This is a genomic window from Streptomyces sp. NPDC012835, from assembly GCF_042900885.1.
GTDB lineage: Bacteria > Actinomycetota > Actinomycetes > Streptomycetales > Streptomycetaceae > Streptomyces.
In genome coordinates this window covers 456,368-472,973 of sequence record NZ_JBIBBW010000004.1, presented here as the reverse complement: position 1 = coordinate 472,973, position 16,606 = coordinate 456,368, and the positions used below count along the sequence as shown (strand labels likewise).

Below are 16,606 nucleotides of genomic sequence, written 5' to 3'. Positions count from 1 at the left end.
CAATGGGGTCCACCCCGACGAAGTGGAGCCGCCGTGGCCGTCGCGACCAGCACCCGCGAACTCGCTCACCCCTCGCGCTCGGAGATCCGTCTTGAGGGTGTACTGAACGCGCTCTCCGACCCGCTGCGCCTCCGCATCGTGCGGGACCTGGCGCGGGTGGACAGTGAGCTGTCGTGCTCGCACTTCGCGCTGCCGGTCTCCAAGTCCACCACCACGTACCACTTCAGGGTGTTGCGCGAGAGCGGTGTGATCCGGCAGTGCTACCGGGGCACGGCCAAGATGAGCGGGCTGCGCTTCGAGGATCTGGACGCTCTCTTCCCCGGGCTGCTGGACAGCGTCCTGGGCGCGGCGGCGGCTCAGGACGCACGACTTCCGGATGTTGCGGCCGTCCCGGTGCGATGAGCCGACAGAGTGCCGTACGGATCATGTGCGTGCGCGCCATGACAATAAGGGCGGATTGCCTGATTAAGTGGTGAATGTGTCGGAACATAAATTGATTTCCGCCCAGGAACCACATGAGCCTGACGTGTGCGAGTGGCCCGCATGGGAGGTGCAGGGGCACGGCACCGTCACCGGAGCCGGTGACCCCAGGGACGGCGCCGCGCGGCGCGAGATCCGGCCGCCCTGGGTCGATGTACGGCTGACTTTCGCGGACGGCGCCCGGATCGATGTGCTCGCGGTCGTGCGCGACGGCCATATCGCCATCGAGGACGCGCAGGCCGATCCGCCGCTGGCGCTGAAGGGCTTCGCCGAACTCGCCGAGGCGATCGAGGCGCCGCTCCAGAACGCCTGCCAGGTCGTCGCCGACCCGCATCGGCCCCCCGTGCCGCAGCCGGCCGGCGTTTCCGTCGTCGCCGAGGCGGCCGTCGTCGCCGAGGACGGGGACATGGCCGGGGCCGGGGCCCAGGCCGAAGTTCAGGTGGAAGGAGAAGCCGGACCCGAACCGCGGCCCCCGTCCGAGTCCGAACCGCGGCTCACCTGCGAGTCGGAACCGCGGCTCGCGTCCGAGTCCGAGGCCGGGGGAGCGGAACCGGCGCCGGACTCGGCGGCGTCCGCCGGGTCCGGCCGGCATCGGGCCGCCCCGTCCCTGCCGCGCGGCAGCGCCGCCCGGCGTGGTGTGGCCGAGGTCTACCGCGCCGCCCAGCGCGCCGGCCAGGACCCGGTGCTCGCGGTGATGGCCGCCACCGGATTCAGTCGCCGCAAGGCTCTCAAGCTGATCGCGGGGGCGCGCGGCGAGGGTCACCTGACGCCCCGTCATCATCGGCGCTGACGGCTCGCGACTGGCCCGATCGGGGGCGCGGACGGGGGCGCTCCTCGGTCCTCGGCCGGAACGCCGTCACCGCGAACGCACTCACCGCGACGGTCTCGGCGGGATGGTCTCGGCGGGATGGTGCTCAGTCCGGCCGGGGGTCGTTCACACCACGGCGATCACATCGAGCGCATCCGGTTGATCTCGATGCTCTGCTGGGAGATGACGTCCTTCGCCATATCCGCGACCTGGGTGTTCCTGCCGTCCGAGACGGCGTCGGTCGCCATGGTGACGGCGCCCTGGTGATGAGTGATCATCAGCTTGAGGAACAGCTCGTCGAAAGCCGCGCCCCTGGCCGCCCGCAACCGCTTGAGCTGGGGCTCGGTGGCCATCCCCGGCATCGCGCCGTGGTCGTGCCCCTGATGGGCACGCGCGCCGCCGTTGTTGTCCAGCCAGCCCTGCATCGCGCCGATCTCCGGCTTCTGGGAAGCGGCGATCCGGGCCGCGAGCCGCTTCACCGTGTCCGACTCCGCCCGGTCCGCGACGAGGTCGGTCATCGTCAGCGCCTGACCGTGGTGGACGATCATCATCCGCGCGTACAGGAAGTCGGCGGAGTTGGGAGTGTTGTCGGGCGCGGCCTTCACCGCCTCCTCGGCCGAGAGCGTCCTCGCCGGCTCGCCCGGCTTCCCCGGTGCCACCACGCCGGGACCCTGGCCCGCGGTGGCCTTCGCGCCGGCGTCGTCGTCCCCCGAGTCGCAGGCTCCCAGGGCCAGTACGGCGACGGCCGCCGCCACGACGGACACGGACCGGCGGATGCGCGGACTGCGGCGACGGACCAACACGGCTACCTCCTGCGGTACATGGGGTGATGGAACTCGTTCCTAGCACGCTTCCGTGTACGAGTGATCAAAAACTTTTATTACGTCTCTGTTGCCATCTGTTGAGATGTACATGAGGAGGGCGATACTGCCGAGTCCGAGACCGTTCATCCGAACGGATACTAGGGAGGAAGCAGTGACCTCGTTGCACACCACCCGCGTGCGGCGCAGACGCCTGGGCGTGGCGGCAGCCGCGGCCGGTCTCTTCGCCGCTCTGCTGACCGCGGGGCCGGCGATGGCCAGCCCCGATCCCGGTGACAGCCCGGCCAAGGGAAAAGTCTCCGGCAGCCAGGCCGCCGAGGTGAAGGCCGCCATCGAGAAGGGCGCGATACCCGGCGTGGACGAGATCGTCCACAGCTCGAACATCAAGCACCTCGCCAATGTGCCGAAGGACCTCATCAAGGGGACCAACTCGGACCTGGCCTTCCAGGGCGACTACGCCTTCAGCGGCAACTACGACGGCTTCCGGATCTTCGACATCAGCAACCCGAAGGCTCCGAGGACCGTCGCACAGGTGCTCTGCCCCGGATCGCAGAACGACATCTCCGTCTCCGGGAACCTGCTCTTCCTGTCGACCGACTCCTCCCGCAGTGACAACTCCTGCAACAGCGTCGCGCAGTCGGCGACGATCAAGGAGTCCTGGGAGGGCATGAAGGTCTTCGACATCAGCGACAAGCGCAACCCCAAGTATGTCGCCGCCGTCGAGACCGCGTGCGGTTCGCACACCCACACCCTGGTGCCCAAGGCGAAGGACGTCTACATCTACGTCTCGTCGTACGCGCCGAGCGCCGCCTTCCCCGACTGCCAGCCGCCGCACGACGGCATCTCCATCATCAAGGTGCCGCGCAAGGCCCCCCAGAAGGCCGCGCTCGTGAAGTTCGAGGTCCTCTTCCCGGACGGCGGCAACCCGGGTGCGCCCACCAACCCGGGCGTCAGCGCCACCTCCGGCTGCCACGACATCACCGTGCTGCCGTCCAAGAACCTCGCGGCGGGCGCCTGCATGGGTGACGGTGTCCTGATGGACATCAAGAACCCGGAGCGTCCGAAGGTGATCGACCAGGTCCAGGACAACGTCAACTTCGCGTTCTGGCACTCGGCCACGTTCAACCAGAGCGCCGACAAGGTCGTCTTCACCGACGAGTTGGGCGGGGGCGGCGCCGCCACCTGCAACGCCGAGATCGGACCGAACCGGGGCGCCGACGGCATCTACGACATCGTCGGCAAGGGGGACAAGCGCAAGCTCGTCTTCCGCAGCTACTACAAGATCCCCCGCCACCAGGCGGACACCGAGAACTGCGTCGCGCACAACGGCTCGCTGATCCCGGTCAAGGGTCGTGACCTCATGGTCCAGTCGTGGTACCAGGGCGGCGTCTCGGTCTGGGACTTCACCAACTCCTCGAAGCCGAAGGAGATCGCGTTCTTCGAGCGCGGCCCCCTCTCCACCGAGTCCCTGGTCGGCGGTGGCACATGGTCGGCGTACTACTACAACGGCCACATCTACTCGAACGACATGGTCAAGGGCTTCGACGTACTGAAGCTCGACGACCGGCTCACCGACCCCGCGAAGCGGGTGCGGATGCATGAGCTGAACGTGCAGACGCAGCCCGACTACTTCGAGGACTTCCGGCACTGAAGGAAGACGTTCTGACCCGTTCCGCCGGGCGGCTCCCCGTCCGGCGGAACGCCCAGATCCCACTCCAGCCCGTAGCGCGTGAACAGCTCCGCGCGCAGCCTGGCCGGCGGCATCGGCGCCCCCGGCAGCAGGATCGCGAACACCGCGCCCATCAACAGGGCGCGCAGCATCGGGTAATCGCTGTCCGGCGCCCGCGACCCGTACCGCTCCACCGTCTCACGCAGCAGCACGGCTAGCCGCTGCTGCTCCGGACACTGGACGAAACCCTCGGCCTGGAGTATTCCGGCCATGTGCGTACGCATCAGTACGGGCCACCGCGCCGTCAGCCCCAGGATGGCGTCGATCGCCCGCGCCAGCAGCTCCCGCCCGTCCTCGGTGGCGGGCTCGCGCCGCAGACCGGCTTCGAGCGTGAGATGCATGAGCCGGTGCACCGCCGACTGGAGCAACTGCTGCTTCCCGGGGAAGTAGTACGACACGAGCCCCCGCGCGCACCCCGCCCGGTCGGCGATGTGCGCGAGCGTCGTGGCCTCGTAACCCCGCTCGGAGACCAGCTCCACCGTCGCCTGGAGCAACCGTTCCCTGGAACGTCGACGGAGTTCTTCATTGACCGATGGGCGACGCGGGGACATGCTTGACTCCTGCGTTGACTGGCTCTCAGCCAGTATACTCGCAGCGCGCCGTCACGGCCCTTGCCGGGCCGGTGGACGGGCCGTCGGCTGCCTTGGGCGACGCGGGGGATCGCCCAAGGTCAGCGGCGTCTTTGCCGAGTTGCCCGACGTGTCCTGAGCTCGATGACGGGCGTCCGGAGCGGCGCGGAGAGCTATTGGCGTGCCCCTTCAGGCGCTGAAGCGTTCGACGAGCATCCTCATGGTGTCGAAGGCGGGCTGGGGGAGTAGTCGTCGGTGGTGAGCCCGAATCGATGGAACAGTCCGATGTCAGCGCTGTTGGCGTCTCGCGGCGCGACATGCGTGTAACCGCGCAGGTGGAGTTGGCTCGATTGGGCGGCGATCACATTGACCGTGGTCTCGACGACTTCAGCCTGCCGGTGCGGGTGGCGTTCGGGTCCGGTGGGTCAGCCGTGCTCAGTGATGTGTAGTGGTAGGTGTCCCAGGCCAGAGGGCGCCAGCACCGAGTCACGGTAATCACGGAGCAGCCCCTAGGGCGTGTCCGCAAAGTCATGGAAGCCAGAGCTGTAGGCAAGCGAGGGTGACCATCGCTTGGTAGTGGGTGGCTCGTTTGTCGTAGCGGGTGGCGAGGGCTCTGTTCTGTTTGAGACGGCTGAAGCATCGCTCGACGACATTGCGGCGTCGGTAGACAGTGCGGTCAAGGCGGCAGAGTCTTTCGCCGCGTCTGAGTCGGCCGTTGATCTGGTCGATGCGTTCGGGGATCATGCAGGCAATTCCGCTTTTGCGCAGGTAGGCGCGGATCTTCCGGGAGGAATACGCCTTGTCGGCGGCAACCCGCCCGGGCCGAGTCCTGGGCCTTCCCGGGCCCGGCCGGGCGACTCGGATGCTGTCCATCACGGGTTCGAACTGGGTGCAGTCGTTGGTGTTGCCACCGGTCAGGGTGAAGGCCAGGGGCCGGCCCTGTCCGTCGCATGCGAGATGGATCTCGTGGTCAGTCCGCCGCGTGACCGGCCGAGGGCCTCGCCTGCCCAGAGCCCCCTTTTCGGGCTCCGGCCGCGTGCTGATGGGCGCGCACAGTCGTAAAATCGACGCAGACGAGAGACCAGTCGACGTCACCGACCGCGTCGGAGTGCTGTTGAACGTGGGCCAGGAGTCTGTCCCACGTTCCGTCCGCCGACCACAGGCGGAAGCGTTCGTAGACCGTCTTCCACGGCCCGTATCGCTCCGGGAGATCCCGCCAGGCCGCCCCGGTCGACAGTTTCCACAGGATCCCGTTCATGACCTGCCGCCGGTCGCGGACGGGTCGACCCATCCGCGACCGGCAGCAACAACGGCTCCACCACAGCCCACGACTCATCGGTCAACTCATGACGACGCACCACGACTTACCCACGGACAAACCACTTTGCGGACACGCCCCAGAACGAATTGCGGAACCCGAGAGCGGCCTTGGCCGCCCCAGCAGCGGCTGATCACCCGCACCTTCTACGAAACGCTCTGCGGCGGCCTTCATCCGTGGCAGCTCAGGCCCCTGACGGTTCTCCCTGCGGACCTCCGATCTCCGCCGGCCGTACGTGCGGCTGACAGAGGCCGGAGTCCGGTGAACGTCAGGCGCCGGCGGGGCCGCCTGAGAGGATGGCTGCGCCTCGCTGGTGCGGGGTCGTCAGGTGATGGCCTGGTATCCGCTCCAGCCGTTGCCGACGTCCCGGAGGGGCTGGTCGCCCTTGGTCATGCGGGGCAGGAACCAGAGGTGTCCGGTGTCCAGAACTGTCCACAGGTCGGGGATGCCGTCGCGGTCGGCGTCTCCGGGTGAGGTGATGAGGGGGCTGGTTTGCGCGGTGAGCTGACGGCCGATCGGGGCCTTGGTCTTCTGGTCGGTGAGGCCGTCGCCGTTGTCTCCACTCGCGTGATAGATGAAGACGTCGCCCGTGGTGCGGTCGCGCGCGCCGAGGTCGGCGAGGCCGTTGCCGGTGGTGTCACCGGGGGCGAACAGGTCCGTGTTCTTCCAGCCGCTGTCGCCCAGGAGGACGGGTTCGCGGTCGGTGTCGAGGTGGTTGTCGGGTGATCCGTAGTAGAGCCAGAGGAGGTCTCCGTCGCGGACCAGGAGATCGGGGTGGGCGGGGACATCGGCGGTTCCGTCGTTGTCGACGTCCAGCGGGCCGTCGACGTCGCCGATGGCGAGGATCTCGTCGGCGTTGCTCCAGTGGTTGTTCGCGGGGTCGTAGACGGTCAGTTCCTGGGGTTCGGTGTTTTCGCCGGTGCAGTCGGTGCAGGCGAAGCCGTAGCCGTCGTTGGGGTGGATCCACAGGCGTTTGGTGCCGGAGGTGGGATCGGGGCGCAGGGCGATGAGGTCTTCGTATCCGTCGCCGGTCCAGTCGCCCCGGTGGGTGATCTTCACTCCGTTCCAGTTGCCGTCGGAAGGGCTCTCGGCGCTCTCGGTGAGGGTTCCGTCGCCCGCACCGTAGTAGCGGTGCAGGGCTCCGGCTTTGTCGATGCCCCAGAGGTCGGGGTTGCCGTCGCCGTTGATGTCGCCTGGGGCATCGGGCTGTTTGAGGCCGTTGGCGTAGAAGAGGTAGTCGGCGTTGTCGGACTTGTTGCCGGCTTTGTCCACGCTGCGGGCGTAGAGATGGTTGGAGCCTGCGGTGGTGGGGGTGAGTTTGACGGTGACGCTGCCGCCGGTGGTGGTGGGGGTGGCGGTGCGGACGGTGGGGGCGGTGTCGGTCCAGTATTCGTATTTCGCGATGTCGGTGATGCCGCCGCTGGAGAGGGTGAAGGTTCCTTCGCTGCGGACCGAGCCGGTTTCCGCGGGCCAGCCTTCGCTTCCTTCGGGGAACTGGTTCGAGGCGATGACCGGCGGGGTGCTGGGCCGGTTGGGGTCGAACACGAAGCGGCATCCGGGCTTGCCGGCGCCGGGCGTCCAGGCGGAGGTGGTTTTGCCGTCGTCGGCTCGGGCCTTCCAGGAGAAGTTGCCGTTGGCGACGGTGAGGTACTTGGCGAGGGTTGCTTTGGGGACCTTAAGTTTGGCGACGGTGCCGGAGGTGACGGACACGCTCTGGTTGACGATGATGACGCCCTTGGGGTCGTCGTTGGGGTGGTGTCCGGTGGCCCAGAGGTTGAACTGCGCCTTGACGGTCCCGCCGTCCTTGTCGGTGACCTTGGCGGTCAGGTAGATGTCGGTGTTGCCGATGAGGCCGTAGGGGGCGGTGTCGCCGCAGCCTTTGGAGTTCTTGGTGCTGGGGACGGTGTCAAGGCCGGTGGGCACGTTGGGCGGCGTGTTGTACTCGGTGGACAGCACGGCGGACTTGGCGTCGAACTTCTTCCACCCGTACACGTCGGACTCGTTGTTGGCGGCGAGTTCGAAGATGATGGTGTTCCACTTGCTCGATGCCGCCTGCTTGGCTCCGGCTGTGACGTCGAAGGCCAGGTTGCCCGCCGCGCAGCCGGAACTCCAGCCCTTGGCGTCGGTGACGCTGTCCAGCATGACCCGGCGGGTGGGGCGTTTGTTCCAGGTGGTGGAGGAACCGATTTCGGTGGTGCGCCACAGGTCGACGCGCTTCTTGGTGCAGGACCAGGACCAGGTGTTCTTGATGCGGAACGTGGACTTGATGACCTGCTTGTCGGTGCTCCACAGGTTCTTGGTGTTCATGCGGAAGTAGGAGCGGGCCAAGCCGTTGGTCTCGTTCTCGTAGCCGACGCGGGCGGTGGAGGTGGAGGAGCCTGAGCCGCCCCAGCCGGCGCCGTTGAAGAAGGCGCTGTTGGGATATTTCTTGTAGGCGATGGTCCAGGAGTAGCGGGAGCCCTCGACGTAGGGGTCGATGTAGACGGGGTAGCGGGTGTCCGCGCCGGTCATCAGTTCGGGGTCGGTGGTGAGTTCGAGTGCGCCGTCCTTGACTTCGACCGGCATGGCTGCTTGCTGTGCGCCGTGTCCGGGTTCGAACTCGTCGGTGTCCGGTGCCGGGCCGCCCGGTTCGTCTGCTGTTCTGGCCGCTGTGCGGGTTGCGGGTTGGCTGGTGGTGCTGTCCCACATGCGAGGGGTGGGGGCGGTGAAGAGTTCTTGTCCGCCAGGGTTGACGGCGCTGAGGTTGCCGTGTTCGTCCGCGGTGACGTCCACGCCGCGGCTGGACATGTCGTAGGCGATGGTTTTGAGTGCCGGGTCGGCCGCGGCCTGGGGGGTTTTGACGACCAGGAGCTGGGCGAAGCCGGATGCGCCGGCACGTAGTTTCAGGTCGACGTCGGGCAGGATGTCCGGGTAGGTGACGGTGTCGTCCGTGATGTGCGGCCGGGGCAGGTCGGTGGGCCAGGACAGGGTGATGCTGCGCCCGTCGCGGGTGATGGTGGCCAGCGGTCCTCCGCCACCGCCGGAGAACTCAAGCCCCACGCCGGTCGCCCTCGGGGTGATCTTTCCGTCCGCGCCGAGGCTCAGTGTGGTGTCGATGTCCACAAGCTTGTTGCCCTGGCGGGCCCACTGGGCGGTGGCGTAGCGCTCCTCGGTGAAGGTGCCCGAGGGGTTGGCGAACACCTGGGATGCCTCGGTGCGTTGGGAGAGTACTTCCACGGGTTCGCCGGTGTCGGCGGCTTCTTCGAGGGCCCTGACTTCGGCAGTCGTCTCCGGGCGGTCTGTCAGTTCGGACGGTTCCTCAACTGCGTTAGCTGGTAGGGCAGTTATGAGAGGTGCGGCTATCGCGAAGGCCAGCACGGCGGCCAGTGAGGAGTGGCGCGACGCGCCTTTCCCGAGTCTCTTCCGATGGAATCTCATCACGCTTCCTTTTCAGTTTGCACACGGCATTTTCGGCACCTTACAACCCTGGCGATCAAGAGCGGCAATGACCCACACGGATAACCGCGCAACTCTCCCGACAACGTTTCAGACAATCCACTCTAATCAGCATTTACAATCTTTAAGGGTTGATTACTCTCCGATCTGACACCACCTCCCAATGTCACTTTGCGCAGCTCAGAGGCAGTGCCCGCGAGAGCGTGTGTGGAGTTCTTCTTGGTCTACACCTTTCGCCGCTGACATGTTTTTGATATAGCGCGCTGGCATTCATCGCGGCCGGTTCCTCAGCGTCAGGAGCGGCTCTTTGCTGTTGCGTTGCGTGATGCTAGGGTCCCTCCTTGATCTTCATAGTTGTGAACTTTCCGTGGGGGGAATCGGTGTCCAATGCGCGGGCGAAAATATTTCGCCGTGTCACACGTACGGCCAACAGACGTATGCGGTATGCGCGTTGGACCGCACTGATGCTTGTGGCCTTCCTGACCGCAGGGTTGCTGGGCGCCCCGGTCGCGGCCGCGGCCGGACTGGAGCTGCTGAAGCTCGGGCAGCCCGACCCGGTTCCTACCTCGACGGTCAAGGAAGACAAGATCTCCCGGCCGGATGAAGCCGCCCGGAACACCTCGAAGTCGGCGCCGAAGTCCGTCTGGCCCAAGGCCGGCACCGCCACGGCCTCGATAGCCCGGACCGTTAAGACGAAGAGCCGCGCGGGCGCACTGCCTGTCCGGCTGGGCCGCGTCGGCGCCAAGAGCGCGAAGGCTGCCGTACCGGAGCGGGCCCAGGTCCAAGTGCTGGAGCAGACCGCTGCCCGGAAGCTGGGCATCGATGGTGTCCTGCTGGCCGTCAGACCCGTGACGGGCGGCAGGGGTCCCGTTGAGGTGGAGGTCGACTACAGCGGTTTCCGTCACGCGTTCGGCGGGGACTGGGCGTCACGTCTGACGCTGCAGCAGCTTCCCGCGTGTGCCCTTACCACACCCGGCGTCAAGGGATGCGGCACGGGCAAGGTCCTGCGGACGGTCAATGACACCGACAGCGCTACCGTCTCGGCCCCCGTCCAGCTTCCCGCCGCCGACGACGCCCAGGCCTCGCCCGCACCCGTCACCAGCGTCGCGGCGTCCGAGCGCTCGGCCACGGGTCTGTCCGCGAACGCGGGAGCGGTTCTGCTGGCCGTGACCGCTGCCACGTCGGGTTCCTCGGGCGATTTCGGTGCCACCTCGCTGGCGCCGTCCTCCTCCTGGTCGGCCGGCGGCAGCAACGGCGGCTTCTCGTGGACCTATGACATCAATGCTCCCGAGGTCGCCGGCGGCCCGGCCCCCGACATCTCGCTGGCCTACTCCTCGCAGTCGGTCGACGGCCGTACCGCGGCGACCAACAACCAGGCCAACTGGATCGGTGACGGCTGGTCCATGGAGCCCGGCTACATCGAGCGCCGTTACGTCTCCTGCACGGATGACACCAAGGACAGCAACGCCACCGGCAAGGTCGGTGACCTGTGCTGGAAGAAGGACAACGCCGTCCTGAACCTCGGCGGGACGACGGCCACCCTCGTCAAGGACGACTCCGTCAAGGACAAGCCCGAGGGTGAGTGGCGGCTGGAGAGCGACGACGGCACCAAGGCCGTCAAGCTCACCGGCTCCGACCGGGGCAACGGTGACAACGACGGCGAGTACTGGGTGGTGACCACCCCGGACGGTACCCGCTACTACTTCGGCTACAACCGGCTGCCCGGCTGGAGCGAGGGCAAGCCGGAGACCAACTCGGCTTGGACCGTGCCGGTCTTCGGTAATCAGAGCGGCGAGCCCTGCCACGCCAGTGCCTTCAAAGACTCCTGGTGCCAGCAGGCCTGGCGGTGGAACCTCGACTACGTCGTCGACCCGCACTCCGACGCCATGGCCTACTACTGGGAGAAGGAAACCAACCACTACGGCCGCAACGTCAACGACACCACTGGGGCCTCCACCGCCACCCCCTACACCCGGGGCGGCTACCTCAAGCGCGTCGAGTACGGCCTGCGTTCCAACAGCGTCTACAGCCAGAAGGCAGCCGCCAAGGTCGACTTCACCGTCTCCGAGCGCTGCCTGAGCGACTGCTCCACCTTCGACAAGGCACACGCCAAGAACTGGCCCGATGTCCCCTTCGACCAGTACTGCGCCTCCGGCACCGAGTGCAAGGACCGCTACTCCCCCTCGTACTGGAGCCGTAAGCGCCTCACCCAGATCGACACCTCCGTGCTCACCGGCGGCGCCTACAAGCCGGCCGACACCTGGAAGCTGACCCACCAGTTCCCCGCCACGGGGGACGGCACCGACCCCGCTCTGTGGCTCCAGTCGCTCACTCACACCGGCCACACCGGCACCGGCGACATCACCATGCCCGCCGTCACCTTCAAGGGACAGCAGCTGGCCAACCGCGTGGAAGGCGCCGCCACCGTCGGCGGCAAGGCCGACCCCGTGCCGCCGCTGGTGCGCTACCGGATCTACGGCATCGACACCGAGACGGGCGGCACCATCGGCGTCACCTACTCCGCCGCCGACTGCAAGGCCGGCAGCATCCCCTCCCCCGCCTCCAACACCCGCCGCTGCTACCCCGTCATGTGGTCACCGCCGGACTCCCCGGGCGCCGACTACGAGCCCTACCTGGACTGGTTCCACTCCTACGTCGTCACCCAGGTCCTGGAGTCGGACAACACCGGCGGAGCGCCGGTGCAGCAGACCGACTACGCATACCTCGACGGTCTGGCCTGGGCCAAGTCGAAGAACGACGAGTTCACCAAGGCCAAGTACCTCACCTACGACGACCGCAAGGGCTACGGACGCCTCCAGGTACGCACCGGAGCCGGAGCCGACCCTCGTACCCTCAAGGAGTACCGCTACTTCCGCGGCATCGACGGCGCCGAGGTCAAGGACCAGGAGGGCGTGGCCATCACCGACCGTGAGGCCTTCGCCGGAATGACCCGCGAGGAAGCCCTCTTCGACGGCGACGGCGGGAAACTGGTCACCTCCACCAGCTACGAGCCCTGGAGATCGGCCGCGACCGCCACCGAATCACGCCCCGAAGGCCTACCCGCGGTCAAGGCATACGCCACCGCGATCAAGTCGGAGAAGACCCGCACCGCTGTCGGCGCCGGCTGGCGCAGCACGAAGACCGACCGCACCTTCGACACCTACGGGCAGGTCCTGACCGAATCCCGGCTCGGCGACACCGCCAAGACCGGCGACGAGGAATGCACCACCACCAGCTACGCTCGCAACGCGGCCACCAACCTGCTCGACCTGCCCTCCGAGGTCAAGACCGTCGCCAAGGCCTGCACCGCCACCCCCTCGCTGCCCGACGACCTGATCTCGCTGGCGCGCTACTACTACGACGACGCCACCAGCCTCACCACCGCGCCGGTCAAGGGTGACCTCACCCGGCTCGACGAGCAGGACGAGAAGGGCACCGGCTCCCTCACCACCGCCAGGACAACCTACGACCAGCACGGCCGTGAACTCACCGATACGGACGCGCTCGGCAACAAGACCACCACCGACTACCTTCCGGCCACGGTCGAGTCCCCGGCGTCGAAGACCGAGACCAACGCGCTCGGCCACAGCGAAAAGGTCGAGTACGACCCCGTGCGCGGCATTCCCACCGCGAACGTGGACGCGAACGGCAAGCGCACCGACGCCGTGCACGACGGTCTCGGTCGTGTGTTGAAGGTGTGGAACCCCGGCTGGACCAAGGCCGACCACCCCACCCAGCCCTCCGCCGAATTCGCCTACACCATCTCCAAGACAGCCCCCAACGCGGTGGCCACCAAAACCCTGCAGTACAACGGCTCCTACGAGACGATGTACACCCTGTACGACGGACTCCTGCGTGAACGCGAGACCCAGGCACCGGCCCTCGGCACGAAGGACCGTGTCGTCACCGAAACCCTCTATGACACGCGCGGCTTCACCTGGAAGACCTACGCGCCCTACTACGCCACCGGTGCTCCTTCCAGTTCCCTGGTGACCGGAGCCGACAACAAGGTTCCCGCCGCCACCGAGAACATCCACGACGGCCTGGGACGGATCACCACCGAGATCTCACGGACCTTCGGCGACGAGAAATGGCGCAGCAGCGCCGTCTACGAGGGCGATCGCACCACGGTAATCCCGCCTCTGGGTGGCACCGCCAGCACCGTCGTCACCGACGCCCGCGGCCGTACCACCGAGCGCCTCGAATACACCAACGCCGCCCGCACCGCGTCGCAGAAGACGACCTACTCCTACGGCAAGTACAACGAGCCGAGCGCCGTCACCGACCCGGCTGGCAACACCTGGAGCTACACCTTCGACAGCCGCGGCCAGCAGACCGAGGTCCACGACCCCGACAAGGGCGACTCGGTCACGGGCTACGACAAGCTCGGCCAGGCCATCACGGCCACCGATGCCAGAGGCATCACCCTGACCACCGGCTACGACAAGCTCGGCCGCACCACCGACCTCACCCAAGGCAGCACGGCCCTGGCGAAATGGACCTACGACAGCGTCGCCAAGGGCCAGCCCGCCAGCAGCAGCCGGTACATCGACGGCAAGGAATACCGCACCACCACCGACTCCTACAACGACAACTACCAGCCCACCTCAAGCACCGTCACCGTCCCCGCCGAAGCCGGACCGCTCGCCGGCACCTACAACTGGACCTTCGGCTACAACCAGTACATCGGCGTCCCCGAATGGATCAAGCACCCGGCCGTCGGTGACCTGCCCAGCGAACGCCAGACCACCGTCTACGGCGGCGGCAACCTCCCCAAGAAGACCACCGCGGGCTCCATCACTCTGGTCAACGCCACCACGCACGACGTGTTCTCACGCCCCGTACGCACCGAGTACGGCACGCTCGGCAAAAAGGTCTACAAGTCCCAGGTCTACGACGAGCACACCGGACGCCTCACCCGCCAGACCACCGACCGGGACCTCGCACCGCAACGCATCGACGACACCGCCTACGGCTACGACCCGGCCGGCAACATCACCGGCATCACCACCGCCAGCGGCCAGGACACCACCCGCTCGGTAGACGCCCAGTGCTTCACCACCGACGCCCTCGGCCGGCTGAGCGAAGCATGGACCGCCAAGAGCGACTGCTCCGCGGCCCCCTCGGCGGCTACCGTCGGCGGGCCGGACGCCTACTGGCAGACCTACGGCTACGACATCCTCGGCAACCGCACCACCCTCGTCGAACACGGCACCGGCGCCATGGCCGGATCCGACGCCACCACCGCCTACACCCACCCCGAGCCCAAAACCGGGCTCCCTCACGCGGTAAAGGAAACCTCCGTCACCGGCGGCACCCACGACGGCACCACCAGCCGCTACGAGTACGACCCGGCCGGCAACACCACCAAGCGCGTCACCGGCGACCAGAACCAGGACCTGGCCTGGGACAGCGAAGGACACCTGGCCACCCTCACCGAGGCGGGCCGCACCACCAGTTACCTCTACGACGCCGACGGCAACCGCATGATCACCCGCGACGCCGACGGCAGCCAGACCCTCACCCTCCCCGGCGGCAACGAACTCAAAGCCACCAGCACAGGGGCCAAGGAAGCCGTCCGCTACTACACGCACGGCGAAGAAACCGTCGCCGTCCGCACCAGCAAGGGCTTCTCCTTCCTCCTTCCCGACCACCAGGGCACCGCCATGGTCGCCATCACCATGACCGGCCTCACCCTCACCCGCCGCAAACAACTCCCCTTCGGACAAATCCGCTCCGAACAAGCCGAACAGTTCCCCGGCACCCGCGGCTTCGTCGGTGGCACCACCGACCCCACCGGCCTCACTCACCTCGGCGCCCGCGAATACGACCCCGCCCTGGGCCGCTTCCTCTCCGTCGACCCCGTCATCGACATCAACACCCCCGCCCAGATGAACGCCTACAGTTACGCCCACAACAACCCCGTCACCCAATCCGACCCCACCGGCCTGTGCCCCGCCGACCTCTGCGGCAACGGCTACCCCATCGGCGGCACCGGACAAGTCAAGGGCGACAAAACACGCTACGTCTCCAAAGCCTCAACCGGAAACCGCTACACACTCGGCCCCTACGTAAACAGAAACGGCAAAGCCGTCAAAACATCCGGCTACAAATCCCCCCAACAAGCCAAGGGACAAGCCGCAGCCAAAAAAGCCATCCAAACACAGGCCGCAGCAGACAGAAGAGCCAAGGCAGCGGCACAGGCACAAGCCGCTAAAATAGCCAAACAGAAAGCAGAAGCAGAACGGCGCAAAAAGGATGGAATCTTCACAAATGTCTTGAAGGGCAACCTCAACGCCGCCTGGGACAACACCAAGAACTCCGCCGCTGGACAATGGGTGGGGAATCATTGGGAAGACATAAAATTGGGTATCACCGTTGTCGGATTCGGAGCATGCCTCATAGTTTCAGCAGGTACATGCATCGTCGCGGGGATAGCCGGAGCTTCATTGTCATATGTCGGTGACTACATTAAGACCGGAACGATGGACTGGGGCGGATACGGGAAAACCCTTGCTTGGACAGTGGGAGGCGGCGCTATAGCAGGAGGGGCCGCTCGCGCCATGGGTGCGAGTAGTTGGTCCAGCGCCTTTACCGGCAATGCCCTGGAGCGGGCAAGCGTGAAAGTACCTGCATACAGAACCAAGATGGGCTACGGCTCAGGATCCGGCGGGGGAAGAAAAGGCTGGGCGACAGAGTCGGCCGACGTGGTTGACCGCAGCAGAACCGCACTGAACATCGGAGCAAACGCACACCTCTCCTGGGCATTCTGCGGGGCGGGCAACGCAAGCGCTCTCACCGGCAAGGGGTGTTAGAGTTGGTCAAAATGACAGAGACTCCTTCCAAACTGATCCTGCGTCGCCGTTCGTGGCCCGTGATGAGCTGGGCCGGGATCATCACCCTCTGGGCCGTATTCATGATCGCGCTACTCGCTGCGTTGGCACGCGAAGATTATGCCAACGCATGGTTCTTCGCCTCCGTACTGAGCATCACCAGTGTACTGGTGCGAAGGATCGGCAGCTGCCGCGTAACGCTCCACTCCGATTTCCTACTCACCGACAACACTATTCACTCTTATCGGATTCCATACGAGAATATTCGGAAGGTAGAGATGACATCTTCCGGCGGTATCCGGATCGAGACTTTCAGCAAAGAAGAAGTGAGACCTTTCGCTTTCGGCGGATCCATACTGGACAGCCTCTTCAAAACGAGCGAAAAAGCAGTTGCAGAAATCAACAAGAGAATACCCAAAAGGAAAAATTTCCCAAAAAACGAAAAATTCTCGTTCGATCGAAAGTTCCGCCGGTCCTGGCCAGCAGAATCTTTTCTCGCGATCTCTGCAATTACGGCCGCAGCAGGGCTGATCACGAAAATAATCTAGACCGACAGCACGTTGTGATCAGAGTCGATCTCCACTTGCCCGCCGGCCCATGTTAATGATCGAGT

Annotated in this window: 8 protein-coding genes and 2 pseudogenes; 5 read left to right on the top strand and 5 right to left on the bottom strand. The window is 66.2% G+C overall.

What is annotated here, in order from left to right; all coding sequences use genetic code 11:
* The first annotated feature begins 33 nt into the window (after positions 1 to 33).
* Both ACFY6S_RS20205 and ACFY6S_RS20200 read left to right on the top strand, forming a co-directional pair.
* Complete coding sequence (locus ACFY6S_RS20205; RefSeq protein ID WP_388819461.1) at positions 34 to 402, top strand: ArsR/SmtB family transcription factor; 369 nt, start codon at positions 34 to 36, stop codon at positions 400 to 402.
* Between the two features lie 124 nt (positions 403 to 526).
* Positions 527 to 1,270, top strand: a complete 744-nt coding sequence (locus ACFY6S_RS20200) for a DUF6214 family protein (RefSeq protein ID WP_388819458.1) — start codon at positions 527 to 529, stop codon at positions 1,268 to 1,270.
* A gap of 158 nt (positions 1,271 to 1,428) precedes the next feature.
* Here ACFY6S_RS20200 and ACFY6S_RS20195 read toward each other — a convergent pair whose 3' ends face one another.
* Positions 1,429 to 2,091, bottom strand: a complete 663-nt coding sequence (locus tag ACFY6S_RS20195) for a DUF305 domain-containing protein (protein ID WP_388819455.1) — start codon at positions 2,089 to 2,091, stop codon at positions 1,429 to 1,431.
* A 172-nt stretch (positions 2,092 to 2,263) separates the two neighbouring features.
* Here ACFY6S_RS20195 and ACFY6S_RS20190 point away from each other — a divergent pair, with 172 nt between their 5' ends.
* Positions 2,264 to 3,760 carry an LVIVD repeat-containing protein gene (locus ACFY6S_RS20190; RefSeq protein WP_388819452.1) on the top strand — a complete coding sequence of 499 codons (1,497 nt, stop codon included), beginning with the start codon at positions 2,264 to 2,266 and terminating at the stop codon, positions 3,758 to 3,760.
* On the opposite strand, the gene ACFY6S_RS20185 is transcribed toward ACFY6S_RS20190, so the two are convergent.
* From ACFY6S_RS20185 to ACFY6S_RS20170, 4 genes and pseudogenes are all read right to left on the bottom strand, one after another.
* Complete coding sequence (locus ACFY6S_RS20185) at positions 3,736 to 4,389, bottom strand: TetR/AcrR family transcriptional regulator (protein ID WP_388819448.1); 654 nt, start codon at positions 4,387 to 4,389, stop codon at positions 3,736 to 3,738. The two genes, ACFY6S_RS20190 and ACFY6S_RS20185, sit on opposite strands and share 25 nt — an antisense overlap.
* A 207-nt stretch (positions 4,390 to 4,596) precedes the next feature.
* Positions 4,597 to 4,916, bottom strand: a pseudogene (locus ACFY6S_RS20180) (hypothetical protein); the annotation flags it as partial.
* Between the two features lie 19 nt (positions 4,917 to 4,935).
* A pseudogene (locus ACFY6S_RS20175) lies at positions 4,936 to 5,765 on the bottom strand (IS5 family transposase).
* 284 nt (positions 5,766 to 6,049) lie between these two features.
* Complete coding sequence (locus ACFY6S_RS20170; RefSeq protein WP_388819445.1) at positions 6,050 to 8,941, bottom strand: FG-GAP-like repeat-containing protein; 2,892 nt, start codon at positions 8,939 to 8,941, stop codon at positions 6,050 to 6,052.
* A gap of 683 nt (positions 8,942 to 9,624) precedes the next feature.
* On the opposite strand from ACFY6S_RS20170, the gene ACFY6S_RS20165 reads away from it, so the two are divergent.
* Positions 9,625 to 15,975: an RHS repeat domain-containing protein gene (locus ACFY6S_RS20165; RefSeq protein ID WP_388819442.1), complete on the top strand. Its 6,351-nt coding sequence runs from the start codon at positions 9,625 to 9,627 to the stop codon at positions 15,973 to 15,975.
* An 11-nt stretch (positions 15,976 to 15,986) separates the two neighbouring features.
* On the top strand, positions 15,987 to 16,541 hold the full coding sequence (locus ACFY6S_RS20160; RefSeq protein WP_388819439.1) for a hypothetical protein: 555 nt from the start codon (positions 15,987 to 15,989) through the stop codon (positions 16,539 to 16,541).
* The last annotated feature ends 65 nt before the right edge of the window (positions 16,542 to 16,606 follow it).

Excerpts from the sequence above, each read along its gene's own strand:
- ACFY6S_RS20185 (WP_388819448.1), bottom strand. The coding sequence starts at position 4,389 with ATGTCCCCGCGTCGCCCATCGGTCAATGAAGAACTCCGTCGACGTTCC.
- ACFY6S_RS20165 (WP_388819442.1), top strand. The coding sequence starts at position 9,625 with ATGCTTGTGGCCTTCCTGACCGCAGGGTTGCTGGGCGCCCCGGTCGCG.
- ACFY6S_RS20160 (WP_388819439.1), top strand. The coding sequence starts at position 15,987 with ATGACAGAGACTCCTTCCAAACTGATCCTGCGTCGCCGTTCGTGGCCC.